Annotated in this window: 30 protein-coding genes; 18 read left to right on the forward strand and 12 right to left on the reverse strand. The window is 40.7% G+C overall.

Annotation, left to right across the window (positions count from 1 at the left end; all coding sequences use genetic code 11):
- The first annotated feature begins 70 nt into the window (after nucleotides 1–70).
- The 17 genes from nusB to DAHG_RS17285 all read left to right on the forward strand — a co-directional run bounded on the left by nusB (nucleotide 71) and on the right by DAHG_RS17285 (nucleotide 15,915).
- Nucleotides 71–448 carry a transcription antitermination factor NusB gene (nusB, locus tag DAHG_RS17205; RefSeq protein WP_022939590.1) on the forward strand — a complete coding sequence of 126 codons (378 nt, stop codon included), beginning with the start codon at nucleotides 71–73 and terminating at the stop codon, nucleotides 446–448.
- Nucleotides 445–1,782 (forward strand): exodeoxyribonuclease VII large subunit, encoded by a 1,338-nt coding sequence (gene xseA / locus DAHG_RS17210; RefSeq protein ID WP_022939591.1) that lies wholly within the window; start codon nucleotides 445–447, stop codon nucleotides 1,780–1,782. The genes nusB and xseA overlap by 4 nt, the downstream gene beginning before the upstream one ends.
- Nucleotides 1,775–1,987, forward strand: coding sequence for an exodeoxyribonuclease VII small subunit (gene xseB / locus DAHG_RS17215; protein ID WP_022939592.1), 213 nt, complete (start codon nucleotides 1,775–1,777; stop codon nucleotides 1,985–1,987). The genes xseA and xseB overlap by 8 nt, the downstream gene beginning before the upstream one ends.
- On the forward strand, nucleotides 1,980–2,816 hold the full coding sequence (locus DAHG_RS20180) for a polyprenyl synthetase family protein (protein ID WP_022939593.1): 837 nt from the start codon (nucleotides 1,980–1,982) through the stop codon (nucleotides 2,814–2,816). The genes xseB and DAHG_RS20180 overlap by 8 nt, the downstream gene beginning before the upstream one ends.
- Nucleotides 2,817–2,828: 12 nt before the next feature.
- On the forward strand, nucleotides 2,829–4,706 hold the full coding sequence (gene dxs, locus DAHG_RS17225; protein WP_022939594.1) for a 1-deoxy-D-xylulose-5-phosphate synthase: 1,878 nt from the start codon (nucleotides 2,829–2,831) through the stop codon (nucleotides 4,704–4,706).
- Nucleotides 4,696–5,463 (forward strand): TlyA family RNA methyltransferase, encoded by a 768-nt coding sequence (locus DAHG_RS17230; RefSeq protein ID WP_022939595.1) that lies wholly within the window; start codon nucleotides 4,696–4,698, stop codon nucleotides 5,461–5,463. Before dxs ends, DAHG_RS17230 begins: the two co-directional genes overlap by 11 nt.
- 150 nt (nucleotides 5,464–5,613) lie before the next feature.
- Nucleotides 5,614–7,266, forward strand: coding sequence for a DNA repair protein RecN (gene recN / locus DAHG_RS17235; protein WP_022939596.1), 1,653 nt, complete (start codon nucleotides 5,614–5,616; stop codon nucleotides 7,264–7,266).
- Nucleotides 7,267–7,332: 66 nt separating this feature from the next.
- Nucleotides 7,333–8,334 carry a SpoIVB peptidase S55 domain-containing protein gene (locus tag DAHG_RS17240; protein WP_022939597.1) on the forward strand — a complete coding sequence of 334 codons (1,002 nt, stop codon included), beginning with the start codon at nucleotides 7,333–7,335 and terminating at the stop codon, nucleotides 8,332–8,334.
- A gap of 158 nt (nucleotides 8,335–8,492) precedes the next feature.
- Entirely contained in the window at nucleotides 8,493–9,323 is an 831-nt protein-coding gene (gene spo0A, locus DAHG_RS17245; protein ID WP_022939598.1) for a sporulation transcription factor Spo0A, read from the forward strand.
- Nucleotides 9,324–9,375: 52 nt separating this feature from the next.
- Entirely contained in the window at nucleotides 9,376–10,542 is a 1,167-nt protein-coding gene (gene dinB / locus DAHG_RS17250; protein ID WP_022939599.1) for a DNA polymerase IV, read from the forward strand.
- A gap of 61 nt (nucleotides 10,543–10,603) precedes the next feature.
- Entirely contained in the window at nucleotides 10,604–11,182 is a 579-nt protein-coding gene (locus DAHG_RS17255; RefSeq protein WP_022939600.1) for a stage II sporulation protein M, read from the forward strand.
- Nucleotides 11,183–11,210: 28 nt separating this feature from the next.
- The gene (locus DAHG_RS17260; protein WP_022939601.1) at nucleotides 11,211–12,098 is read left to right on the forward strand and encodes a tyrosine-type recombinase/integrase; all 888 of its coding nucleotides are present in this window, start codon (nucleotides 11,211–11,213) and stop codon (nucleotides 12,096–12,098) included.
- A 12-nt stretch (nucleotides 12,099–12,110) separates the two neighbouring features.
- A complete protein-coding gene (gene deoB, locus DAHG_RS17265) occupies nucleotides 12,111–13,295 on the forward strand; it encodes a phosphopentomutase (protein WP_022939602.1) in 1,185 nt (394 codons plus the stop codon).
- A gap of 58 nt (nucleotides 13,296–13,353) precedes the next feature.
- The gene (locus tag DAHG_RS17270; RefSeq protein WP_022939603.1) at nucleotides 13,354–14,190 is read left to right on the forward strand and encodes an Mrp/NBP35 family ATP-binding protein; all 837 of its coding nucleotides are present in this window, start codon (nucleotides 13,354–13,356) and stop codon (nucleotides 14,188–14,190) included.
- A gap of 55 nt (nucleotides 14,191–14,245) precedes the next feature.
- The gene (locus DAHG_RS17275; RefSeq protein ID WP_022939604.1) at nucleotides 14,246–14,524 is read left to right on the forward strand and encodes a hypothetical protein; all 279 of its coding nucleotides are present in this window, start codon (nucleotides 14,246–14,248) and stop codon (nucleotides 14,522–14,524) included.
- A 166-nt stretch (nucleotides 14,525–14,690) separates the two neighbouring features.
- Nucleotides 14,691–15,272, forward strand: a complete 582-nt coding sequence (locus tag DAHG_RS17280) for a hypothetical protein (protein ID WP_022939605.1) — start codon at nucleotides 14,691–14,693, stop codon at nucleotides 15,270–15,272.
- A 64-nt stretch (nucleotides 15,273–15,336) separates the two neighbouring features.
- Nucleotides 15,337–15,915: a xanthine phosphoribosyltransferase gene (locus tag DAHG_RS17285; RefSeq protein ID WP_022939606.1), complete on the forward strand. Its 579-nt coding sequence runs from the start codon at nucleotides 15,337–15,339 to the stop codon at nucleotides 15,913–15,915.
- Nucleotides 15,916–16,130: 215 nt separating this feature from the next.
- Here DAHG_RS17285 and DAHG_RS21770 read toward each other — a convergent pair whose 3' ends face one another.
- The 5 genes from DAHG_RS21770 to DAHG_RS17310 all read right to left on the reverse strand — a co-directional run bounded on the left by DAHG_RS21770 (nucleotide 16,131) and on the right by DAHG_RS17310 (nucleotide 19,557).
- Nucleotides 16,131–16,898: a cyclophilin-like fold protein gene (locus DAHG_RS21770; RefSeq protein ID WP_022939607.1), complete on the reverse strand. Its 768-nt coding sequence runs from the start codon at nucleotides 16,896–16,898 to the stop codon at nucleotides 16,131–16,133.
- Nucleotides 16,899–16,908: 10 nt separating this feature from the next.
- Nucleotides 16,909–17,157 carry a hypothetical protein gene (locus DAHG_RS17295; protein WP_022939608.1) on the reverse strand — a complete coding sequence of 83 codons (249 nt, stop codon included), beginning with the start codon at nucleotides 17,155–17,157 and terminating at the stop codon, nucleotides 16,909–16,911.
- A gap of 110 nt (nucleotides 17,158–17,267) precedes the next feature.
- Nucleotides 17,268–18,089: a transporter substrate-binding domain-containing protein gene (locus tag DAHG_RS17300; RefSeq protein WP_022939609.1), complete on the reverse strand. Its 822-nt coding sequence runs from the start codon at nucleotides 18,087–18,089 to the stop codon at nucleotides 17,268–17,270.
- A gap of 1 nt (nucleotide 18,090) precedes the next feature.
- Nucleotides 18,091–18,876 (reverse strand): amino acid ABC transporter ATP-binding protein, encoded by a 786-nt coding sequence (locus DAHG_RS17305; RefSeq protein ID WP_022939610.1) that lies wholly within the window; start codon nucleotides 18,874–18,876, stop codon nucleotides 18,091–18,093.
- Between the two features lie 3 nt (nucleotides 18,877–18,879).
- Nucleotides 18,880–19,557: an amino acid ABC transporter permease gene (locus DAHG_RS17310; protein ID WP_022939611.1), complete on the reverse strand. Its 678-nt coding sequence runs from the start codon at nucleotides 19,555–19,557 to the stop codon at nucleotides 18,880–18,882.
- 156 nt (nucleotides 19,558–19,713) lie between these two features.
- Here DAHG_RS17310 and DAHG_RS17315 point away from each other — a divergent pair, with 156 nt between their 5' ends.
- The gene (locus DAHG_RS17315; protein ID WP_022939612.1) at nucleotides 19,714–20,607 is read left to right on the forward strand and encodes a LysR family transcriptional regulator; all 894 of its coding nucleotides are present in this window, start codon (nucleotides 19,714–19,716) and stop codon (nucleotides 20,605–20,607) included.
- A 12-nt stretch (nucleotides 20,608–20,619) separates the two neighbouring features.
- On the opposite strand, the gene DAHG_RS17320 is transcribed toward DAHG_RS17315, so the two are convergent.
- The 7 genes from DAHG_RS17320 to DAHG_RS20185 all read right to left on the reverse strand — a co-directional run bounded on the left by DAHG_RS17320 (nucleotide 20,620) and on the right by DAHG_RS20185 (nucleotide 25,445).
- The gene (locus DAHG_RS17320; RefSeq protein WP_022939613.1) at nucleotides 20,620–21,402 is read right to left on the reverse strand and encodes a DeoR/GlpR family DNA-binding transcription regulator; all 783 of its coding nucleotides are present in this window, start codon (nucleotides 21,400–21,402) and stop codon (nucleotides 20,620–20,622) included.
- Nucleotides 21,403–21,488: 86 nt separating this feature from the next.
- Nucleotides 21,489–22,121, reverse strand: coding sequence for an HAD family hydrolase (locus DAHG_RS17325; protein WP_022939614.1), 633 nt, complete (start codon nucleotides 22,119–22,121; stop codon nucleotides 21,489–21,491).
- Nucleotides 22,114–22,935, reverse strand: a complete 822-nt coding sequence (locus DAHG_RS17330; protein ID WP_022939615.1) for a BtpA/SgcQ family protein — start codon at nucleotides 22,933–22,935, stop codon at nucleotides 22,114–22,116. Before DAHG_RS17330 ends, DAHG_RS17325 begins: the two co-directional genes overlap by 8 nt.
- Before the next feature lie 20 nt (nucleotides 22,936–22,955).
- Nucleotides 22,956–23,792, reverse strand: coding sequence for a PTS system mannose/fructose/sorbose family transporter subunit IID (locus tag DAHG_RS17335; protein ID WP_022939616.1), 837 nt, complete (start codon nucleotides 23,790–23,792; stop codon nucleotides 22,956–22,958).
- A gap of 2 nt (nucleotides 23,793–23,794) precedes the next feature.
- Entirely contained in the window at nucleotides 23,795–24,538 is a 744-nt protein-coding gene (locus DAHG_RS17340) for a PTS mannose/fructose/sorbose/N-acetylgalactosamine transporter subunit IIC (protein WP_022939617.1), read from the reverse strand.
- A 15-nt stretch (nucleotides 24,539–24,553) separates the two neighbouring features.
- A complete protein-coding gene (locus DAHG_RS17345) occupies nucleotides 24,554–25,027 on the reverse strand; it encodes a PTS system mannose/fructose/N-acetylgalactosamine-transporter subunit IIB (protein ID WP_022939618.1) in 474 nt (157 codons plus the stop codon).
- A 7-nt stretch (nucleotides 25,028–25,034) separates the two neighbouring features.
- A complete protein-coding gene (locus DAHG_RS20185; RefSeq protein WP_022939619.1) occupies nucleotides 25,035–25,445 on the reverse strand; it encodes a PTS sugar transporter subunit IIA in 411 nt (136 codons plus the stop codon).
- Nucleotides 25,446–25,542: the final 97 nt, after the last annotated feature.

Raw genomic sequence — 25,542 nt, forward strand, 5'->3', positions numbered from 1 at the left:
TTTCTTTACTAATTAATGATACAAAAAAGTCTATTTATGATAAAATAGATAAGATGAATGGAGGAATCTTATGAATAACAGACATCAGCTACGCGAAAGTGCGATGACATGTCTTTATCAATACTTCCTGTTGAATAAGGATATCAAGCAGATCGTTTTTGAAAATAGTGAATCAAATGCTATTGATCCGTTTTTATACACGGTTACTATTGATGCAGTAGCGAATAAAGACTTTTATATTAAAAGAATTAATGAAACTTTGAGTGATGATTGGGAATTTGACCGTTTGGGCTGCGTTGAAAAAGCAATCTTATTGATGGCTGCCAGCGAGCTTGATTTTGAAACAGCTCAAAAACCGATTGTGATTGATGAGGCCGTTACCCTTACTAAAAAATATTGTGACGAAGATGCTTATAAATTGATTAACGGTGTATTGGATCAGCTATGAGTCAGGCAATCTGGAGTATTTCCTCATTAGTACGTTATATTAAAGCTTCATTAGATCGCGATATGAATCTTCAGTCAATTTTGATTAAAGGGGAAGTTTCCAATTTTACCCATCACCGCAGCGGTCATTATTATTTTACATTAAAAGATAACAGTTCCCGCATCAGCTGTGTGATGTTTGCATCTAATGCCCGCCGCTGTCCGCTGCAAATTAAGGATGGCATGAAGGTATTGGTAAGTGCGAATGTTTCAATGTATGAACCGCAGGGTAATTGTCAGCTTTATGTGCTGCAGGTACAGCTGGATGGTATCGGTGATTTGTATATGCAGCTTGAGGAAATCAAACGGCGGCTGAATGCGGAAGGACTTTTCAGTGAGACACATAAAAAGATGCTTCCTGAATATCCGATGAATATTGGCGTTATTTCAGCACGTACCGGAGCCGCTACCCAAGATGTCTTTACAACGATCAAAAGACGGTGGCCGCTTGCCTCTGTCTTTTTTTATCCTTGTCTGGTGCAGGGCAAAGAGGCGGAAGCTGATTTGATTAAAACACTGAAATCAGCTGACAGCAATCATCATGATTGTATTTTGGTTGTCCGCGGCGGCGGTTCTATCGAAGATTTATGGTGCTTTAACTCAGAAGCGTTAGCGCGCTGTGTTTATCAGTGTCAAACAGTGATCGTAAGCGGTGTCGGACATGAAACGGATACGACGCTGATTGATTATGTAGCTGACCGCCGGGCTCCAACACCTACCGCGGCCGCTGAATTGATCACTCCCGACCGCCGTGATGTAAGCGAACGGGTTAACGTTTATCGGCAAAGGCTTCAGCGCTCAGTTGCTTCGCAGCTTCAGCAATGCACACAGGCATACAATCGTATCAAGGCTAATAAACTATTAAGTGAGCCCTTAAACTATATTCAAAATGATGCGATGCGGCTGGCGATGGATGTACAAAGACTGGAGAAGGTCGTAAGTATGGGAGAGCGTGAACGCTATAAGCTCAATCAGCTTTTTGAGGCGATGAGCAGCAGCGGGCGTCAGCTTTGCCTTGGAAACCGGCATCTGCTTTCTCAGATCAGCATTCAATTGCGGCACAGCGTCGATGCGGTTAGTGAAGCGCGGAAATTGGAATTAAAACGCAGTGCTGCTTTGCTGGATGCTTTTAGTCCATTAAAGGTTGTAGCCCGCGGTTATTCACTCACTTATGATGAAAATCAACATCTGATTAGTTCAATCAATGATGTAAAAAACGATGATTTATTAAAGATCCGTGTCAGTGATGGCAGCATTCTGGCTCGGGTTGAAGGAAAGGAGATTATCAATGAGTAATGAAATGCCTTTTAAACAGTCCATGCAGCGGCTTGAAGAAATTGTATCGCTGCTTGAAAAGAATGAAATTGAATTAGAAACAGCGATTCAATATTTTGAAGAAGGTTTGAAGCTTGTGAATCAGTGTGATCAGCAATTAAAGAATTTTGAAGAAAAAGTAACGGTATTGATGGACACATACCAAAAGGATAATAACAATGAATAATTTTGATGAGCTGTGTACAGCCTTTTTAGAACAAATCAAGCCTTCTGCCGTTAAAGATGCGATGCTCTATTCCTTCTCTGCCGGTGGTAAACGGCTGCGGCCTAAGCTGCTGTTTGCGGCGCTGGAAAGCTATGGCATTTGTGCTGAGAGCGGCCTGCGCTTGGCGGCGGCCATTGAGATGATTCATACGTATTCATTGATTCATGATGATCTGCCGGCAATGGATAATGATGATTTAAGGCGCGGCAAGCCTACCTGTCATAAGCAGTTTGATGAAGCAACCGCTATTCTGGCAGGTGACGGCTTACTTACCGAAGCTTTTTATTATGGCGCAACAGCTACTGCTGATCCGGCGAAGAATGTCAGAATTGTCTGTGCGATGGCTAAAGCAGCCGGTGCCAACGGCATGATTTTGGGTCAGGCGCTGGATCTTGAGGCGGAAAAAAAGACTGCCTGCGCTCTGTCTGAGCTTGCTGTTATTCACCAGGCGAAAACCGGCGAATTGCTGACTCTGCCTTTGATTTGTGCCGCAATTATTGCTGATCGTGATGAAGATATTGAAGCATGGCAGACATTTGGCGCTAAGCTTGGTTATTATTTTCAGATTCAAGATGATATCCTCGATTTAAGTGTCAGCAGTGAAGAGCTTGGTAAAAGTACCAGTGATCTTCATAATCATAAGCAGACCATGGCAACTTGTTTAGGGATTGATGAAGCTAAAAAATTGGCCGAAGCATGTTATGAAGAATTAAATCAGCTATGTGATAAGCTATCACAGCCTGAACCGATTCGTGCCATTCTTTTAACACTGCATCATCGAAGACGATAAAAAGGAGTGTGAATGCTGATGAATATTGAAGAAATCAAAGGTCCGGAAGACATAAAAACGATGTCTGTCAAAGAACTTGAAGCACTTTCTTCAGATATAAGAAAGTTTTTGATTGCCAGTATTGCGAAGACGGGCGGTCATCTTTCCAGCAACTTGGGGGTCGTTGAGCTGACGGTTGCCCTGCATTATGTATTTGATTCTCCGCGTGATAAAATAATCTTTGATGTTGGTCATCAAAGCTATGTGCATAAAATCCTAACCGGCCGGGCGCCTGCTTTTAAGACGCTGCGGCAGTTTAAAGGTCTTTCAGGCTTTCAGAAACGTGCGGAAAGCATTCATGATCCATGGGAAGCCGGGCATTCCAGCACCGCTTTGTCGGCAGCGCTGGGAATGGCGGTAAGCCGTGATCTGAATCATGAGGATTACTGCGTCGTACCCGTCGTTGGTGATGCGGCGATGGTTGGCGGTTTGTCCATTGAGGCCTTAAATGAAATTGGCTCGGAACAGCGGAATATGGTCATTATATTTAACGATAATAATATGTCGATATCGCAGAATGTCGGCGCTTTAAACGAAACCTTTACGCGGCTGCGGACTTCCAAGCCATATAATGATTTGAAACAGGATATCAGCGGTGCATTATCGACTTCTAAGGCTGGCGAGTCGGTGCTGAATGTCATGCGCAATGTTAAGAATACGGTAAAGAAAAACATTTCGACGAATTCATTTTTTACGGAATTGAATCTTGATTATATCGGCCCCGTTGACGGTCATGATATTAAAAGTCTGATTAAGACTTTAAAAATAGCAAAAAAGCACCGCGGACCGATCGTAGTTCATGTGATCACCAAAAAAGGGAAGGGATATTCCTTCGCCGAAAATGATACAAGCGGTAAATGGCACGGTGTTTCCCAGTTTAATATTGAAACCGGTGAAGTGCTGAATCGGCTGCCGGAAAATCATTGCAGCTGGAGTGAAATCATTGCCAATACAGTTTGTGATCTGGCTAAAACCAACGATCATATTGTGACCTTAACACCGGCGATGATATCCGGAAGCAAGCTTGAGAAGTTCTTTTCACTTTATCCCGAACGTGCCTTTGACTGCGGAATTGCCGAAGAACACGCGGCGGTATTTGCGGCTTCTCTGGCCAATGCCGGACAGCGGCCTTTTTTAGCCATTTACTCCTCCTTTATGCAGCGGGCCTATGATCAGCTGAATCATGAGATGGCGCGCATGGATCTGCCGGTGGTCATCGGGATTGACCGCTGCGGTTTAGTCGGCGAGGATGGCGCAACCCATCATGGTATCTTTGACATTCAGCTGCTTCGAGCCCTGCCTAATTTTATCCTCTGCGAACCAAAAGACGGCGAAGAGGCTCAGCAGCTGCTATATACAGGGTTTAATCAGCAGCATCCCTTTGCGATTCGATATCCGCGCGGCAGCAATGTCTATCAAAAGGTCAGTGAATATCAAAGTATTCCTATCGGATCATGGACGCGCTGGCGCTTTAATCAAGAAAGCAAGGCAATTGTAATTACCTATGGCTGTGATGTGGATCGGGTGATTTCTAAGGCAAGTATTAATGAAATTCCAATTACGGTTATCAATGCGCGTTTCTTTAAACCTTTGGATATTGAGATGCTGAAGGAATGCGCGCAGACTAAGCTGCCTGTTATCGTCTATGAGACTGATATCTTAAGCGGCGGTTTATCCTCAGCCATTCTTGAAATATGCAATGATCTGGGTATCAATATGCCGCTTGTCCGCATTGGGATAAAGGATCACTTTGTGGAACACGGCTCACTGCCGCAGCTGCGCAAAGTTGAGAAAATTGATTTAACGACTTTATTTAATAAAATTACGGAGTTGATACATCATGCGGATTGATCAGCTGTTAGTCGCTCGTAAATTATGTGCCAGCCGTGCTCAAGCCCAAGATGCTGTCAAGGCTGAACGGGTAAAGGTTAACGGTAAAACGATTATTAAATGTTCACAGGATTTTGATGAAAACGCCGATATTGAAGTGAGTGCGGCTGAATTAGCGTTTGCTTCCAGAGCCGGTCTTAAGCTTTATCACGCATTAATGGATTTTGAACTGAGTGTTAAGGATCGCATCGTCCTTGATGTAGGGGCTTCGACCGGCGGCTTTACTGATGTCTGTCTGTCTCAGGGGGCAGCTCATGTTTATGCCTGTGATGTCGGCAGCGGCCAATTGATCGATAAGCTGCGTCAAGATCCGCGGGTCAGCAACATGGAGAACATCAACTGCCGCTATCTTGAAGTGAAAATGTTTGATCCGTTGCCTGATTTTGTGTGCATGGACGTTTCTTTTATCTCAATCTTATCAATCATGCCGGCAGTCTTATCATGCCTGAAGCCGAAATATGAAATGGTCTTGCTGATTAAGCCGCAGTTTGAAGCGGGGAAAAAGGATATCGGTAAAAATGGTATCGTTAAAGATTTAAAGGTGCATCAGCGGGTGCTCATGCAGACGATTGACGGCCTCCTTCAGCTGAAAATCTATCCTCAGAAGCTGGCGAAATCTAAAGTATGCGGCCGTGACGGCAATCAGGAGTATGTTGTTTACTGTTCCTCAACACCTTCACATAAGGTTTTTGATTATCAAAAAATCGTTAAGAGCTGATTGTTAATGATAACGCAGAGTGAGCAATCACTCTTTTTTTCTGAAACTTTATCAATGAGAAATTCAATATAAAAATATGTGTAAAACTGTGCCATTTATTGATAAATAATGGTACAATAACACATATTAAGAGAATTGAAAGGAGAAGCTATGCTTAAAGAAATTTATGTAAAAGACTTTATCCTGATTGATACTGCCGCTTTGCAGTTTACCAATTCAATGAGTGCGTTTACGGGTGAAACCGGTGCCGGCAAAAGCTTGCTGATTGATGCGATCGCACTGCTTAAAGGCGGCCGGTGTAATGCATCGATGGTTAAAAAGGGGGCTGAGAAAGCTTTGGTTGAAGCTGTTTTTGAATTGGCTGCCGATCATCATTCATTAAGCTTATTGAATGAGTATGGCTTTGAAAGTGATGATAATACATTTATTGTTACCCGTGAAATTAACAGTGAAGGCAAGAGTACAGCGCGTATTAACCATCGCACGGTACCGGTATCAATGCTGAAGGAAATTATGGAGAATATCATTGATATACATTCTCAGCATGATACGCAGTATTTATTAAACAGCAAGTATCATACGACATTGTTAGATCAATATCTCAATGATTTTGAAGCTTTGCAGCAGGTACAGACAGCTTACCGCGAATATGCGGATCTGAAGCATGATTATGAAATGGCAATGAATCAGACTTATAATGAAGATGATCTTGAATTCTTGCTTTATCAGGTGCGTGAAATTGATGAAGCCGCAATCAGTGCTGATGAGGAGGAACAGCTGATCGATGAGCAGAAGAAGATGATGGCTTTTGAAAAGCTGAGTCAGCGATTAGCAAACGCAATTGATGCGCTTGACGGTTCAAACCGCGCCAGTGAATCCTTGTATGAGGCGGTTCATGAATTATCTTATTTAGAGGAGTTTAACGACATTAAAGGGCAGCATGAAGTCTTGAATGATCTTTATTATTCGTTAAATGACGCGCTGGATAGTCTGAAGCAGATTTATAATCAGCTTGAATATGATGAAGAACGCAACAATGAGATTCAGGAGCGATTATTTGTCATAAATAATCTAAAACGTAAATATGGTTCCACTATCGCCCTGATTCTTGAAAAACGTGATGAATTGAATCGCAAGATTGAAATGATTACTCATCGTCAGGAGTTTATTGAACAGCAGGAAGCGCTTTTAAAGCAAGCGCTTGATCGTTATAGTGCTGTTGCCCTTGCTTATTCTAAAAAGCGTCAGAAAGCGGCTAAAACGCTTGAGAAAGAGATTTGCAAGGAATGTGTCGATCTATATCTTGAGCATGCGCGTTTCTCGGTTAGCTTTAAAGAACAGGCGCCTTCAATCAATGGCATTGATAAGATTGAATTTATGATTTCAATGAACCCTGGTGAAGATATGAAACCGCTCGCCAGTGTTGCCAGCGGCGGTGAGTTATCACGTCTGATGCTTGGCATGAAGATCATTTTCACCAGACTGCAGGGCATTGAAACCGTAATTTTTGATGAAATTGATACGGGTGTATCCGGCAAGGTAGCCTTTGCGATCGGCCGTAAAATGGCTGAACTGGCGAAGCATACCCAAGTGTTCTGTGTTACTCATCTTGCTTCGGTAGCCGCCTGTGCAGCAACGCAGTATCTCGTTGAGAAAAATCAGCAAAAAGCCTTTACGAAGACATCAATCCATGCGCTGGATGATGAAGAACGGATTCGTGTTTTAGCGATGATCGCCAGCAACAGCGATAGTGAACCCGCCCTTTCAGCCGCGCGCGAACTGCTTCATAAGGCACAGTCATAAAATGGTTTGTTAAAGAAAATATAACCCAGCAATCAGCCTCCACACTAACAAGGGAGGCTGATTTTAATGAAAAAATTACTGGCATTAAGCTTATCTTTATATCTATGCACCACGCTTCAGCTTTCTGCAAAAGAAGTCCAGCTCGGCGGCGATACGATCGGTATCCAAATCACCTATGACGGCGTCATGATTACCGGTACTTATACGCTTGAAATTGATGGCATGAACTATAATCCTGCCGATCAGGATATCAGGCCTAAAGACTTGATTCAGGCCGTAAATGGTGAAACGGTCACCACAATCAAAGAATTAAGCCGTCAGCTTGGCTTAGCCGCAGAACATAAGGAAGCTGAATTAACCATTCTCAGAGACGGAGAAACAATTAAGCGCAAACTGCTCATTCAAATGATTAATTCACAGATCCGAACCGGTTTATTAATTAAAGATGAAACGCTCGGCATCGGTACCCTGACTTATATCGATGAACAGACACAGACCTTTGCCTCATTGGGTCATGAAATCATTGATGCAGATACCAAAGAGAGCATTCAGGCTGATTCGGGAACCATCTATGAATCACAGGTTCAGTCCATACGCAAGGCTAAAAACGCGCAGGCCGGCGAGAAAAACGCAAAAATCGATTTTGAACAGCCGCTGGGTATCATCACCAAAGTAAATCGTTACGGCGTGTTTGGTGAAATCGTTGGCAGCAGCTCACAGCCCTTGATTCAGACCGGAACCCAGCAGGATATTCATCTAGGCGAAGCAAGCATCTTTACCGTTTTACATGATGATGTTATTGAAGAGATAAAAATCAACATTACCAAAATCAATCAACAGGACAACCAAGATATAAAGGGCATTGAATTTGACGTTATCGATGACCACTGTATCAATGTCAGCAACGGTATCGTTCAAGGCATGAGCGGTTCACCCATTGTCCAAGATGATCTGCTTGTTGGGGCTGTAACTCATGTGGCGACAAGCAAGCCGCAGAAGGGTTACGGCATCTTTATTGAGTGGCTGTTGATGGAGAGTGAGAATGAGACGACAAACGTCGACAATTAATGACGAATTATGTCAATTTCATTCCTTTTTTTGTACAAAAACAGCAAAAATATGAGAATATGTATGAATTCTGAGCCCCTTTCGACAAAATATTATCAAAAATTTACGTTTAAGTTCTATAATAATATCTATGAGCTAAAAAAGCGGAGGGAATAGTTATGAGTGAAAAGCTAAGTGTTTACATTGTTGACAACAACTCAGAGTTCAGCAATCGGATTAAAGATGAGATCAGAAAATCATCGTCCTATGTGGTTGTCGGCAGTGCTGTCAATGGGGAACAATGCTTGAAAGAAATGAGTAATCGCAGCGTTGATTTACTGGTTCTTGATTTAATTATGCCTGTGAAAGACGGTTTGCAGGTATTAAGAGAAATGAAGGATCATCATATGAGTGCCAAGCATATCCTGTGCATGACATGTTTTATCAATGATATGATGATGCAGGAATTAAACAATTATCAGATTGATTATTTATTACAAAAGCCCATTAATTTTTCTGATTTTGTACAGAAGCTTGATATGATATCCAAATATCAAACCAAACAGACCATACCGAGCCGACCCGTACCCGTTGTTGATAACAGTGAACGTGATAAGCTTCAAAAACTGGAGCTTGAAAGCGATATCACAAATATCCTTCATGAGATTGGCATCCCAGCACATATTAAGGGATATATGTATCTGCGGACAGCTATTCTTGAAACATATCTTAACATGGACTTTTTAGGTCAAATCACGAAAGTGCTGTATCCTGAAATAGCCAGAAAATATTCTACTACTGCATCAAGGGTAGAAAGAGCGATTCGCCATGCTATCGAAGTAGCTTGGAGCCGCGGCAATATTGATATTATCAATGAAATTTTTGGTTATACAATCAATGCTTCTAAAGCGAAACCGACGAATTCTGAATTTATCGCGATGATTGCTGATAAGCTGCATCTTGATCATAAGAAGAAAAATCGCAATGATTCAATGAGTTGTTACCGTTAAGGTTTATTCTTCTTCTTGAATTTGCTATAATGGCAGTTAAGGAGAAAAATAAATGGGAAAAGTATTATTTCATATTGATTTAAATGCATTCTATGCGAATGCTGAAATATTGCGTAATTCAGCGTTGGCTGATCAGCCGATAGCGGTATCGGGTATTAGTCGGCGCGGCGTGGTATGTACGGCTTCATATAAAGCGAGGGAATACGGAGTGCGCTCTGCCATGCCTTTGCAGCAGGCATATCAGCTTTGTCCGGATTTAATCGTATTGCCCTGTGATTTTAACTGGTATGAAGCATGTTCGCAGCGTTTTTTTCAATTTATCCGGCAATTTACGCCCTTTGTAGAACCGGCAAGTATTGATGAATGCTATGCCGATATGAGTGAGACCATCAAAAAGTTTGAACGGCCGCTTGATCTTGCATGGCTGATTCAGCAGCGCTTATTAAATGAAATCGGACTGCCCTGCAGCATCGGTGTTGCGCCAAATCGATTTTTAGCTAAGATGGCAAGTGATATGCGTAAACCGATGGGTATTTCTGTCCTGCGCATCCAGGAAGTACCTAAAAAGCTATGGCCGTTAGATATTCGTGAGATGCAGGGAATCGGTAAGAAAACAGCGCCGCTGCTGATTGAAAACGGTATTCATACGATTGGTGATTTTGCTGATCCGGCAAATGAGCGCAAAATCATGCAGCTGTTAGGTAAAAATGCCTATACCAAGATTTTAAACGCCCGTGGTCAGGATTCCAATAAGCTATGTTTTGATACCTCTTATCAATCAATCTCACAGTCTACGACATTGGATAAGGATATCAATGATTATGATGAGGTAAAGAATGTATTTCGCAGACTGGCGGCTTCACTTTCACAGCGCGCCCGCCATGAAAACATAAAAGGGAAGCATTTATCGGTATCAATCCGATACAATGATTTTTCTACGATTGTACGCTCATGTTCTTTAAACAACTATACCAATGATGCAGATGTAATTTTAGAAAATGCATATTTGCTGTTTGATAAAAACAATGAATCCAGTCTGCCGATCCGGCATTTGGGTATTGCCCTTGGCTCTCTCTATTCAAGTACAAGTTCAGTAGAACAAATTGATCTATTCGCTCAGCCGGAAACACTCAGTCAGCAGGATATACTGAACGAATTAAACAAAAATCTAAAAAGCGGTTCACTGGTTTATGCTTCAACATTGCTTCAAAAGAAGTAATTGTCGAAATATAAATGAGCTAAACTGCTTTTTTCTTTCATAAATTAAACTGAGGTGGTTTATGAAAAAGAAAGAATCATTTTCGCTGACATTTATCTATTTATTAATGATCGCGGGTTTTCTCTGTGGCTTGATTATTTCCAGAATCGTTGATTTAAGCAGTGTTACAGCACTAGACTCTTTATTAACGACGGTTAATCAAAACAGTGATACTTATGCATACTTTGTTTCGCAATTTGTGATTGGTATTATTTTTATCTTATTTATTTTCTTTTTAGGTACTTCAGTCATCGGTATTCCAGCCATTGCTTTTGTATTATTTACCCGCGGCGTGCAGATTGGTTTTTCATGCGTATTGTTTGTTGCCACTTATCAGCTAAAAGGGATTTTGGGGATTTTACTTGCCTTGCTTCCGCAAGTGCTTTTAGATATCGCAGCGATCGTTATCGTGGCTGTATTTTCGATTGAATGTTCAACGCATCTGCTTTATTGTACGCTGAATCCGATGAAAATGAATGCTAAGGATTATGTCAACCGCGGACTCACGCATTTATTGCTGGCTTTTGTCTTTGTACTGATTGGCTCTTATTTAAAATCTACGTTGATTCTTAAGCTAATTGAACTCTTTAATTTGATATAGTGTGCTATAATATTAGCAGGTGATATGCATGAAAATCTCAGAAGCAATGGCCGATTACTTTCATTACATAACCGCTGTCGATCAGAAAAGTATGAAGACGGTGGAGAGCTACAAGAATGAATGTGCCCATTATCATAAAGCCTTGAATGAGCAGGGTATTGAAGATATGGAAGCCATCACTTATCAAGCCATTCAGCAGTTTATTGATGCCTCCGCAAAGACTTTGTCGGATAATTCATTGAATCATCGCATCACATGTCTCAGGCTGTTTCATGAATACGCATCCACCATGCTTAACTGCAGCAATCCGGCAGTATATCTCAAAAGTAAACGCCATGGTCAGCATCTGCCTAATTATTTAAATAAGGAAGATGTGACGCTGCTGCTGACAAGGCGGAATGAGAGTGAGCGTGAGCTGTTGGATGTAACGATTCTGGAATTGATTTATGGCTGCGGTTTGCGGGTGAGTGAATGCTGTGACTTAAAAATCAATCAGGTAAATCTGGAACAGGCATTGCTGCGCTGCCGCGGTAAGCGTGATAAGGAGCGTTATGTGCCGATGAATGAAAATGAGATTAAACTCATTAAGGAGTATTATGGCAGTGTCCGCAGAAAGTGGGACAGCCATCGCTCGATGTATCTTTTGATTAATTCAAGAGGGAATCAAATCAGCCGTCAATATATTTTCACAATGCTGAAAAAGCGCTGTGCGTCATTGGGGCTTGATGAGCGGATCTCACCGCATTCACTGCGGCATTCATTTGCATCCCATCTGCTTGACGGCGGTGCTGATCTGCGTGTTGTACAGGAACTGCTGGGCCATTCCGACATTGCTACTACTCAGATTTATACGCATATCCAGGATGAAAGGCTGAAACAGGCCTATCGGCAGTTCCATCCGAGGAATAAGAAGTAAAAGGAGAACTTTATGAAAAAATATAAACGCATTTTTACGATTGTTATCGATTCTATGGGCGTTGGCGCAGCCCCAGACGCTGCTGAATATGATGATGCCAATACCGACACTTTAGGGCATCTTTCTAAAGCGGTAGACGCTTTTCATATTCCTAATATGCAAAAGCTTGGTTTTGCGAATCTGCACTCAATCGCTCATGTAGATCCTATTGACCACCCAGTAGGCTATTATACCAAAATGGCGGAGGCCAGCTGCGGTAAGGATACGATGACGGGGCATTGGGAATTAATGGGATTAAAAATTACAACACCATTTAAAACATTCACTGAAACGGGCTTTCCGCAAAGCCTGCTTGATGAATTAAGTGAGCGCTGCGGTCATAAGATTGTCGGCAACAAATCAGCCAGCGGCACCGAAATTCTTGATGAGCTGGGTGAACACCAGATGAAAACCGGCGATATGATCGTCTATACGTCTGCCGATTCAGTGCTGCAGATCTGCGGGCATGAAGAAACTTTCGGGCTTGATGAATTATATCGCTGCTGCGCGATTGCCCGTGAATTAACACTGCGTGATGAATACAAGGTTGGCCGAGTAATTGCCCGTCCATATATCGGTGATTCTAAGGGGCACTTTACCCGTACCAGCAACCGTCATGACTATGCGCTGAAGCCATTTGGCAGAACCGTACTGAATGAGTTAAAGGATCATCAATATGATGTAATCAGCGTAGGTAAGATTAATGACATCTTTGATACTGAAGGTATTACTGAAGCATATAAATCTAAGAGCAGCGTACATGGCATGGAACAGACGATTGAGCTAATGGATAAGGATTTTACTGGCTTATGCTTTGTGAATCTTGTTGATTTTGACGCGCTTTGGGGACATCGCCGCAATCCGGCAGGTTATGCTCAGGAAATTGAGAAATTTGACCAGGCTTTAGGTACTGTGCTTGATAAAATGAAGGAAGATGATTTATTACTCATCACAGCTGATCATGGCAATGATCCTACTTATAAGGGAACCGACCATACAAGAGAGATGGTACCGTTTGTCGCTTATTCACCTTCAATGAAGGGCTTTGGCTTATTACCTTATTCAGAAACTTTTGCTTCCTTGGGAGCGACAATTGCTGATAATTTTGAGGTAGCACTGCCTTCGCTGGGACATTCTTATCTTAATGATCTGGTGTAGATAAGTTGACAAAATAGGTGCTTCCATTTACAATACATGAGAAAGTGAGTTGATTAATATGGCAAATTGCAATACATGTCCAAGTAAGGGCAGTTGCGGTAAGGATGAGAGTTCATGCGGCATTGTAAATAATCCGCATAATCATATAAAAAAGGTAGTCGCTGTCATGAGCGGCAAGGGTGGTGTCGGCAAGTCATCGATGACTGTGCTGATGGCTAAGGCTTATGCCTCAATGGGCTTCACAGTTGGCATTATGGACGCGGATATTACTGGTCCTAGTATCCCTCGGCTGATGGCATTGGAGAAGGAAAAGGCATTTGGCAATGCTGAGCAGGAAATTCTGCCGGTAATTGATAAAGACGGCATCAAGACAATGTCGATCAATTATCTGATTGACAGCGAGGATACACCGGTAATCTGGCGCGGGCCGATCGTCGGCAACGCAGTGAAGCAATTTTGGACAGATGTTGTCTGGGGTGAGCTTGATGTGCTGTTCATTGATATGCCGCCGGGAACTGGTGATGTAGCACTGACAATCATGCAAAGTCTGCCGGTAAACGGTGTTATTATGGTTTCTACACCGCAGCCAATGGTATCGATGATTGTTACTAAAGCGATTAAAATGCTGAAGCAGATGGACATTCCTGTATTGGGTGTAATTGAAAATATGGCCTATATCAATTGTCCTGACTGCGGTAAGAAAATTAACATTTACAGTGAAAATGATACTGAGAAATTTATTGCGGATAATGATATTGAATTATTGGGCGAATTGCCGATGGTTCCTGCTATTTCCAATATCCGTCTGGATGAGGAACTGTCAGCAGACGATCAAAAGCTGATTCAGGATTTGATTATGCCAATTGTTACAAAATTGGTACATGTTTTAAATTAATATTAGTGTTCAGCAAGACAGATTATTTTTACTTATAAATAAAGAGGTAGCAGCTATGAACCATAGTTATAGTATCTTATTCATAATTCTAGTATCTATTTATGAATATTATAAAACAAAAGAATCTATGTTTGTGTTTCTTTTACCAATCATTATTTGGTTTGCTATGCCTTCATTTTATTATCGTCTGATTGTATTTTTAATCTTCTGCATAGCTAAAGCTATTCAGCTCATCGCTTCTAAAAATATATTAAAGAGTCAGTTCTTAGCAATGTATTTGATTGGAGCAGCCTTGCTATGTTTTGAATACGGTGACTTAATTTTTAGAATCTAATTAAAACGCTCTTTTTGTGATATGCCATAGTTGTTCATAAGGTATAGATCATGATTTGAGCGTTTTTTTTGTATTAAATTGACAAATCAATTCAAGGTGAAATATAATCTTATTGAAAGCTGAATGTTTTATATAAAAGCTTACTGATTGAGCTAAGGAGCTGATTATGCTGAAAAAAATAGTATCATGGGGTTTAATCATGTGTTTAACCATTATCACACTCTTGCTTCCAGGCAGGATAGTAAACTTTGCTTGGCAGTCTGTTTATGCCGCTGAACAGTCAGAAGATGACCCGGCGATGATAAGCAGCGGTATTCTTGGTTACAGCTATCGTGTCTATAATTCAGGTGATATCGTTGCCTTCACAACAGCTGAAACTGATTATGAATATAAATCTATTCTTGTGGATCTTACAGCCAATATGACATCCGTTTACGCCAATGATTTTATTCAGGCAGTAAATAGTGCTGAAGCTGTATATGAAGATATGCAGAATGCAGTCATAAAATCACAGACGGCCGGCATCATTGGCTTATGGCTTGCATCCGGACCATTGGCGCCTGCTGCTTTCATACCAATGATCATAGCATTAGAATTAAAGAATGAGGCAGATGAATTAGCACCTGTGTTGGATGAATACTTAAATGATATAAGACGAGCTTATCGCTTTCTTTACAGACATCGGATTATGGATAATAATGGCTGTGTTATCATTGATAACCAGCAAATCTGTTCAATCAAAGGTTAAATGTGATGATCATGAAATCGGGCAGGGGAGTTTAAGAGTCAAATCAAGCTTGGAGGTAATAATTATGAAGCAATTAGAAGAAGCTATTTTAAAATATGGCAGTGCTATCAATGAGCAGGTATTAAAGGTTGATACATTTTTGAATCATCAAATAGATCCAAATTTAATGTACTTAATGGCAGCAGATATACTTGAGCATTTTAAAGATAAAAAGATTGATAAAATTATCACAATAGAAGCAAGCGGTATTGCCCCTGCACTCATGGTCGCTTACCAGCTGAATGTTCCACTCGTATTCTTTAAAAAAGCAACTTCAAGCATCTTAAACGAGGAGCTATATCAGTGTCAGGTGCATTCTTTTACTAAAAATAAGGATTATACACTGACCGCCAGTAAGAACTATATTCATGAAGGTGAAAAATTATTATTTGTCGATGATTTTCTCGCTAATGGTGAAGCAGCCCTTGGTGCAATTAATATTGTGAAGCAGGCTAACGCAGAAATTAGCGGTATTGCTATTATTATTGAGAAATCATTTCAGCCAGGACGTGAGCGGCTGACCGCTGAAGGCTACGATGTTTATAGTTTAGCACGCATTAAACAGATGGCTGCCAATCATATTGAATTTATAAAAAACGAATAACTGTCTAAGAATAAGCCAATGATTAAGATATCGGGCTTATTCTTTCTTTATTCTTTTATATTATAAGTATATTAATATAACATAATATATATTATGCGAAGTAATGGATAATTAAATATATATTCTCTTTCATATATATATATAAACATGATCATACATGCCTATCAAAGCAATTAGTTAAAAGAAGGCGCTAAAGACTGAGCCTTCTTTTCGTTCTATTCAAAATCAAATACAACTTGTATGCTGCCTGTACCTAATGCTTCTGCTAATTCATCAGCATTGGCTGCATAACCAAGCTTTGTATAACTGTATGAGGATATAAAATCTTTATAAAAGAGAACCAAGCAATCTGAGCCAAAAAGCATTAAGTCTCCAGTTTGTATTTGATTAGGCCTTATAGCATTAACAGGCAAATTTTCATCCAGATAATAATATTTTTCATTACCATTTAACTCCCCCATCGTTATAGTTAACGGGAGCTGATTCAGCAGTGCTTTTGCTGTCTCGTTTTCATAGAGAGTGACCGTAAACTTTTTACTTCCAATGGTAATAACTAGGTGTTTCATTTCATTATCTCCCTCGATTAAATTTTCTCCTTCATCAGTAGGTATTATTACATCATTTTTATTAACCTCTGGTTCTATCGTTACAGCTGGCTGTTCTTCAGTCATTGATTCATCTATTTGCTTTTCTTCCCGCCAAGAGCCGTCCAATTCATTTGATTCAACATTATTATCAACATCGTTATTCGATTCACTAATTGGTTGGCTATAATCAGATACATTCTCAGTTTTCTCTGTTTCATTCACATTTTCATTATCAGTATAATCCATTAATGGCAGCTCAGACTGCTTTTCCTCACCTGATGGTAGATGATTGATCACATTTCCTGAATTAGGTATCACAGTCTCGTTCTCTTCGTTAGCGGCACAAGCGTTTAAAATCATACTCATTACCGCTATGATCAGTATATATTTTTTCATTTTCTTTTCCTCACTTCAGCGGCTTACGCTGCAGCATATAGATCAGATAATCAAGGCAATCGATTCGTTTTTGCTCCTGATGAAGATTAGTAAGCAAACAACATCGATGCTTATTTAGTAAACATATGCCTTCTGACAGCCGGTCATTATTTAATTGATTCATGAAACATTCAATGGTTTGTTTGTTACATCCTGCATCTTTTAAATTCTGTATAATTTCTTCATTCGTCTGATAATATGAATTTATTTGTTTAATCATGGCACACCCTTGTTTTCTATAATGTTTATTAATTTATATTTATACAGTTTATTAAGAGGATCCGCTGACTTCCCTCTTTACTGAATGCTTTCCCGCCATCATCCCGCTTATCATTCTTTCGATATATCCGTACCAAAATATTTCTCAGAAAGTCTTGTCAGTTCACCATTTTCTTCTAAGTCCGTCAGTGCGGTATTAACTGCCTGCAGCAGTGATGCTGATGCATCTCCCTTTCGCATAGGAATCGCTGTCTTACTTGCTTCCTTTGTTAAGACAGCAATTTTGATTTGCGCATCAGGATGAGCTTTCATATAATCATAATAAGTTACTTCAGCATTTAAAGTTGCATCAATTCGGCCGCTGAGCAGTAATTCAAAGGTTTGGTTCAAATCGTCGACACCAGTTACTTCAGCACCATAAGCCTCGGCTAAATCAGCATATGTACTAGAGATAGTATTGGCCGTCTGTTTGCCTTCAAGATCACTCATTGCCTGTATTTCATTATTATTAATTAAAGTAATTACAGCTGTGCGGTTGTACGCATAAGGTTTACTGAAATCATATTTTTCAGCACGGTCATCCGTAATTTCAACACCGTTTACCATAATGTCATAGCGTCCCGCATCAAGACCAGCAAGTAAACCATCCCACTCACCTTCCACAAATTCTGCTTCTACGCTCAACTTATCGGCGATTAATTGTGCAACCTCAACATCATATCCGACTAACTGATCGTTTTCATCATGATATGTCCATGGCGCCCAAGTGCCTTCCATTGCGATTATGATTGAACCTCTCTCTTGTATTTGAGCTAATAAGTCACTGCTTTCTGGATTTGAGGATAAATCATTCCCCTTTGAACAGCTGGTCAAATTCAAGCTGCCCATTATAAATAAAGCTAAAACAAGCATTTTAAATATTTTATTTTTCATTTTATACCTCCTCGTTTACTCGTCTTAATTCATAGGATTGCGAACCTTCATCACTGTTTAAATAAGTTCGCAAAAATGTTTTTATACATGCCTGCTCAGGATTATTAAAAAAATCCTTAGCTGTTTTAGTTTCAATGATTTCTCCATCCATCATAAATATAACCTTATTTGAAACATTTCTGGCAAAATTCATTTCATGAGTGACGACTAACATTGTCATTCCTTCTTCCGCCAGTTTACGCATCACTGACAATACTTCTCCAATCAGCGTGGGATCTAACGCCGAAGTAGGTTCATCAAAATATATGATTTCGGGGTCACTGGCCAGTGCGCGGGCAATGGCTACCCGCTGCTGCTGGCCGCCTGAAAGCTGATGCGGATATGCATCATATTTCGCAGACAAGCCTACCTTATCTAAAGCATACATCCCTTTTTCAAGTGCTTCTTTTTTAGAAAGCTTCCGAGCGATAATCAATCCCTCAGTTACATTTTGTAGTGCTGTCTTATTACGAAACAAATTATAATTTTGAAAAACAAAAGCTGTTTTTTTTCTTACACTGGCAATTTCTTTTTTAGTGATATATTTCAGATTAAATAAGTCACCATCAAAATTCATCGTCCCGCTTTGTGCGGTTTCAAGAAAATTGAGACAGCGCAGAAGCGTTGTTTTGCCGGAACCGCTGGGACCAAGAACAGCAACGACATCCCCCTGTTGGACAGATAAATCTAATCCTTTCAAGACTTCATGACTGCCGAATGATTTATGCAGATCTTTTATCTCTAACATTTGTCAGCCCTCCTGATTTCCATATGTACTTAGCTTTTTCTCACCCAGCCGCTGTAAAAAGGTCAGTACAGATGAAAATAATAAATAAATCAAACCAACCTCAATATACAGCAGTAAAGGTTCATATGTTCTTGCAACGATCCGCTGTGTGGCCATAAACATTTCTGATACCGTAATATTGGCCGCCAGCGACGTATCCTTAACCATCGCGATTAATGAATTGGATAATGGCGGAAACGCGGTTCTAAGTGCCTGTGGAAGAATGATGCGCCGCATAATCTGCATATAGGACATGCCGACACAAAGACCTGCTTCAAATTGACCCTTGGGGACTGATTCTAAAGCTGAGCGAATCGTTTCCGCACAATAAGCTCCTTCATTGAATGAAAACACTAGTACCGCGGCAGGAAAAGGATCAATCAAAATGCCGATATTAGGCAAGCCATAAAAAACAACAAATAACTGAACCAACAGTGGTGTGCCGCGGAAAACCCAAATATAAAACCGCGCTAACTGCTTCAATCCCTTAAGATCAGCAAATTGGACAAGAGCTGCAATAACAGCCAGCAGTAATGCCAAGGTGAATGAAATAATCGTTAAAGGTATCGTCATTGTTAAACCAGGCAGCAAAATCTTCCAAAATGAATCAACAATAATCGCTAATAAATGTTCATCTGCCATTCAATCCCTCCTTTTTGATCCATAAAAGCTGTGGATCATCTATACCCTAATTTTAATGATTAATTTTATGAATAGCAAATACTTATATTGAATATATTGCTATGCTTGTAAGTTATGGATATGGTGTTATAATGATTCTATCAAGGAGGAAGATTTATGGAATTACGTGTATTGCAGTATTTTCTCGCTGTTACAAGAGAACAAAGTATATCCGCGGCTGCCGAGTCGCTGCATCTTTCGCAGCCTACCCTTTCAAGACAGCTGAAGGATATGGAAGAGGAATTAGGCAAGCAGCTGCTGATCCGTGGTAATCGCCGCATTACTTTAACTGAAGAAGGAATGATTTTGCGCAAGCGGGCTGAAGAAATATTAGAATTGGTGCAGAAAACCGAGAATGAAATTACCCTGCCCGATGAAACAATTGCCGGTGATATTTTTATTGGTGCCGGTGAAACTGAAGGTGTGCGTTTTTTAATTGAGGCAGCTCAAAGTCTGCGTGTTCAATATCCAGACATTCATCTGCATATTCACAGCGGTGACGGCTGTGATGTAATGGAAAAATTAGATAAAGGCTTGATTGACTTTGGTTTAGTTTTTGACAATGTCGATACTGCCAAATATGAATCACTGCGAATGCCAAGCTGTGATACATGGGGTGTCTTAATGCGCCGAGATTCACTTTTGGCAAATCTGTCAGCCGTAACCCCTGAAGATTTATGGGATCAGCCATTGATTGTATCCAGAAATTCCATTGAGAATGTCAGCCTGCCCGCGTGGTTTAAACAGGATAAAACGAAATTAAATATTGTCGCAACTTATAACCTGCTGTATAATGGTTCGCTGATGGTTGATGAAGGCTTGGGATATGCATTGGCTTTTGATAAAATCATCAATACAGCTAATACCAATCTTTGCTTTAAGCCGCTGCAGCCTTCCTTGCATGCGGAAATAAATATTATCTGGAAACGATACAGCATTTTTACTAAGGCTGCCGAAAGGTTTATGCTGAAGCTAAGAGAAATGACAGACACAGAAAAAGCCGCTGATTAATGCGGCTTTCTTCTATTCATTGACCAATTTTATTTCTGAACATTTTTCTTTAATTTCGGCAAGTGATTCATCACTTAAATGATTATCAGTAATAATCATATCGACATCTTCAACATTGCAGATACTCCAGCGCTTTACCAAGCCATATTTTGAACTATCGGCACATAGAACTACCTTTTTCGCACATTGAAGCATGGCTTTTTTTGTACTCACATCATCAAGGTAGGTATGCGTGATGCCTGTTTTATTATCAAAAGCGGCTACACCCATAAAATAGAGATCCACATTCAATGATTTCAAGATTTCTACGATCGTAGGGCCATAAAGGTCAAAGGATTCCTTATGCTTCATGCCGCCTAATACAAACAATGAAAGATTATCGTTTTCAGCTTCAGCAAGTGTATAAGCAACCTTTAAATCACAGGTTATAACGGTTAAATTTTCAATATCACGGCGTTTAACTAATTCTTTTGCCAGATACCAAATCGTACTGCCGGAATCCAGTATGATTGACTGATTGCTTTGAATCAGCGAAACCGCCTGAGTGGCGATGGCTTCTTTATAAGCCTTGTTATAGAGCTCTTTTTTATTGATTGGCAATTCAAAGGTCTGCATCGGTAAGTTGCTGACTACCCCGCCATGTACCTTGCGGATACTTTCTTCTTTTTCTAAATCAGTTAAATCACGGTTTAAGGTAGCTTTTGAAATATGAAAATGCTCCAGTAATTCCGCAATGGATACAGTCCCTTTATTATTGATATATTGCAGCAGGTCGATTTGTCTTTGATATTTCACTTATATTCCCCTCTCTGTAGAGATTCCCTTAAATAGAATTATATCATTTCACACATTAAACGACAATGCACTATCTGTTGGAAACATCACAGATTCATCAGTTCCTGAAAGCTGTGAACCTCAAGATCAGCCTTGGAGGTATCCTGAATAATTTTAGAACCCTTATAACCAATTACCCGCATGCCTGCTGCTTTGCCGGCATTGATGCCATTGACAGAATCTTCAATAACCAGGCATTCATCTGTCTCTACACCCAGCTGTTCTGCCGCTTTTTGAAAGATTTCCGGATGCGGCTTGGAATGGCTTACCATTTCACCGCTTACCACTAAATCAAAGGCTGCTTCAATATGCAATGCAGTCAGCACCTGATTGATCCATCCTTGTTCAGATGATGAAGCTAGTGCGATTCTGATGTTTTTACGCTTTAAAAATTCAAGAAAAGACAGCAGGCCAGGCATCGGTTCAAGAACGCTTTTTGCGACTTCACAGTCAAAGGCTTCATCCTGCAGCGCCGACAACTCTTCTGCCTTATAGGGAAGCGGATAATGAGCAATCAAATAATTAGAAATAGCATCCATCTTCATGCCGACAACCACAGCTAATTCATCGATTTCCGCATAAACATTCAATCTCGCCAATAAGCTTTTCAGGCTATGCAGATAGATCCATTCACTATCCAAAAGCACACCATCCATGTCAAATAGGACAGCCTTAATCATAAATCTTCCGCAATTCCTTTACCTTATCCATAAAGGCTTTTACGCGCTCACCATCGATCTGATTTCTGAATTTACCTTCTTTTTTGAAGCTTGTTCCGACAAATGCGCCGTCAACAACAGCCAAGTAATCCTGTACGTTATCAATTTTAACACCAGTGGCCGCAAACAGCACCGCATCAGGATACGCTTCCCGGCATGTTTTTAATGTTGAGACATCTACTTTCTGGCCTGCTACCATACCAGCAACAGCAATACCGTCAGGCTGATTTAGAAAATATGTCGGCTTCATGATGGCGATGGGATCACGGCCGCCTACATCAGCAGCTGATTCAGGAATTAAATAATGAATTAATTTAAAATCGTCAATCCCTAAATTATGCTTCAAACGAACGGCACCGCCGCCATTGCTGTCACAAAAACCACTGCTGGTTGCCCAAGTGCCATGATAAACACCGCGGGTAAATAAAGCACCGCTGGCTGCCGCAAGCGAAATGCTCGCCATATCATCACTGATGCAGTCATTGCCGTAAGGCAGCTTAATTTCCGCTCTTAAAGCTCCCATGACGTAGGCCATCGCCGCCACTGTTTCAAATTCTACCTTGGCCATATAAGGTGTACTGAATTCATTGGTAAATAATAAGCCGTCTACCCCGCCTTCCTGCAAGGCTAAAACATCAGCCCGTGCCATATCGATCACCTTCTGCATACCGCCTTCTTGATCATAATAAGGATCACCGGGCAGCGGCTGCATATGCACCAGTCCAATAATCGCTTTTTTTGTTTTAAATGTTTCTTCAATCCAGTTTTTATCCATTTTAACGCTCTCCTTTTAGCTTAGAACACACCAAGGAATGCACCGGCAATACCGATCACCACAAGAATCAGCATAATTTTAATAACTGATACATTCTTTCTGATCAATGCGTACAAGCCCAGAACAGTTCCTACACTTAATAATCCCGGCATAATTTCATCAAGCAGCGGCTGAATTTCAACAACTGTTTCGCCGAAAGTAAAGACTGCCGTTGTCGAGATTGCCACATAATTTGCGACCATGCAGCCGGCTACCGTCAAACCGAGGATGCCCATGCAGTCTGTCAGTTTGCGGATGATTGCCGCATCGTTGATTTTACTGAAAGCATTGCGGCCCATCTTATAGCCGGTAAAATACATCATATAGCCGACGCCTAGGATATAGGCAGTATAAACAAAGAAGAACATAATCGGTCCAAATACATTGCCGGCAAGTCCCATTTCAACAGCAATGGCCAACAAGATCGTTTTGACAAGCCCCTGTGTAATCGTATCACCAACTCCGGCTAAAGGTCCCATTAAACCAATCTTTAAGCCGTTGATTACTTCATCTGAATAATCCATGCCGTTAGCCCGTTCTTCCTCGATTGAAGCAATCATGCCTGGAATTAAGGCACCCCATTGATTTTCAGTATTAAAGAATGCCATATGTCTTGTTAGACCGGCAGCTAAATCTTCTTTATCAGGATATAATCTTTTTAGAATCGGGACCATGGCATGACAGAAGCCCAAAGACATCAGACGCTCATAGCTCAAACACATTTCTGATGTCAATTCCCAAATCATAAAACTTTTCATCAAATCTGAACGGCGCAGTTCAATTTTCTTTTCGGTGTTATTTTCCATTGTTTGTTCCATGATTAAGCCTCCTGTTCATCTCGGTAACTGAACCAATAAAGAATTGCAAACGCACCGCCAAGCAGTGAAACAGGGATGATTCCCAATCCTAAATAGACAGATACTACATAACCGATAATAAAATATGGAATAAAGCGGAAGCTGAATAAAGCTTTCAGCAGCATCGCGATTCCCAGTGCCGGCAGCAGCATACCAACCGCTTCAAGACCGCTTAATAATACCTCCGGCAGCATGTTTAAGAATTCATTCAGATATTCAGCACCATAGTATACACATAAGAAGGCTGGTATAAAATAGAGAAAGAAATTCAAAATCTGCGGACAGATTACATTATAGAAAAAGATCCCCTGCGTATTTGCATTTTCAGCACACGTATCCGCGCGGTGAACAAAGAATGAACTGAGCGTCATCTTTGATGTTTCTACGACCATGCCAAATAAACCAAACGATACCGCAATCGTAACCCCCATTTCATAGCCTGAATGGGTTGCAATTGCTAAGGCGGTCGCAACGCAGCCGGCCATTGGATAATCGACAGAGCTGATGCCGCCAACCATGATATTTCCCATATATACTAGCTGAGTCATTGATCCGATAATCAGTCCCGCCTGCATATCGCCCATGATTGCACCGATAATCGGGCCGAAGATAATAGGTGAACAAAGCTGAATGGACCAGCATGTAAATTCGATTCCCGATGCACATAGCCAAGTACAAAGTGCAACCAGGATTGCTTGTGTGAACATAATATTCCTCCCTTTTTATTTTAAATTTTTCAAATCAATTTGCTTATCATTTGGTGTCGCTTGAAAATAAACACGGATTCCCGCATCTTCCATTGCTTTTAATACAGCAACTTCATCATCACTGGCAGATACATTTTTATAAAGATTTTTACGTGTTTTACTAGCGCCCATACCGCCGACATTCAAAGCTCTCAGCATAGCACCGCTGTCAAATACTTTTTGAGCCGTCTGCGGTGTTTTCATCAGCAGCACTGTATTTTTATCATCCGCTTCATATTCCGCAATCAACTGTGTCAAATTGTCGGTTCCCTCAATTCTTAATTCAATACCGGAAGGTGCAACCATCTTCAGCACATTGATCAAAAAGCTGTCAGCAGCTACCTGATCATCGATAATTAAAATCTTTTTAGCCTGATAATTCTTGATCCAAGCGGTTACGACCTGGCCATGAATCAAGCGGTCATCGATGCGTATAAACTTAATACTCATTTTTCACTCACTCCTTTGCAAAGCTGTTTAATAATTCATTTTTAGTCATTAAACTCTTCATTCCCATGTTCTTAGCAAATTCTGCTAATTCATCCAGTGCATAATGTTCCTGATTCAGCATAACCTCCAGCATCATGCCAAGATTGACACCTACTACAACCTGCACATTCGGCTTTTGAAGTCTGCCGATAATGCTGTTGAAGGGTGTTCCTCCTAAAATATCAATCAGCACAAGAAATTCATGATCAGGATATTGCAGGAAAACCTCTTCAAGCGTTTCTTTATACGCTTCCGGTGCCATTCCTGCCTGCAAGCCAACCGCAAGCATGTCCTCATGCGGACCGATAATCATCTGCGTGGTCTCCAGCAACGCCTGCGCTAAGCTGCCGTGTGTTGCGAGTATCACTTTTCTTTTCATCTTGGTACCCCTTTCTTTATACTCAAAGTATATCATTTTATTTCATTATGTCAACTTAATATCTCATATTATTTCACATAAAATCAAGTAATATCTC

The sequence above is a fragment of the Dielma fastidiosa genome, from assembly GCF_000313565.1.
Classification (GTDB): Bacteria; Bacillota_I; Bacilli_A; order Erysipelotrichales; family Erysipelotrichaceae; genus Dielma; species Dielma fastidiosa.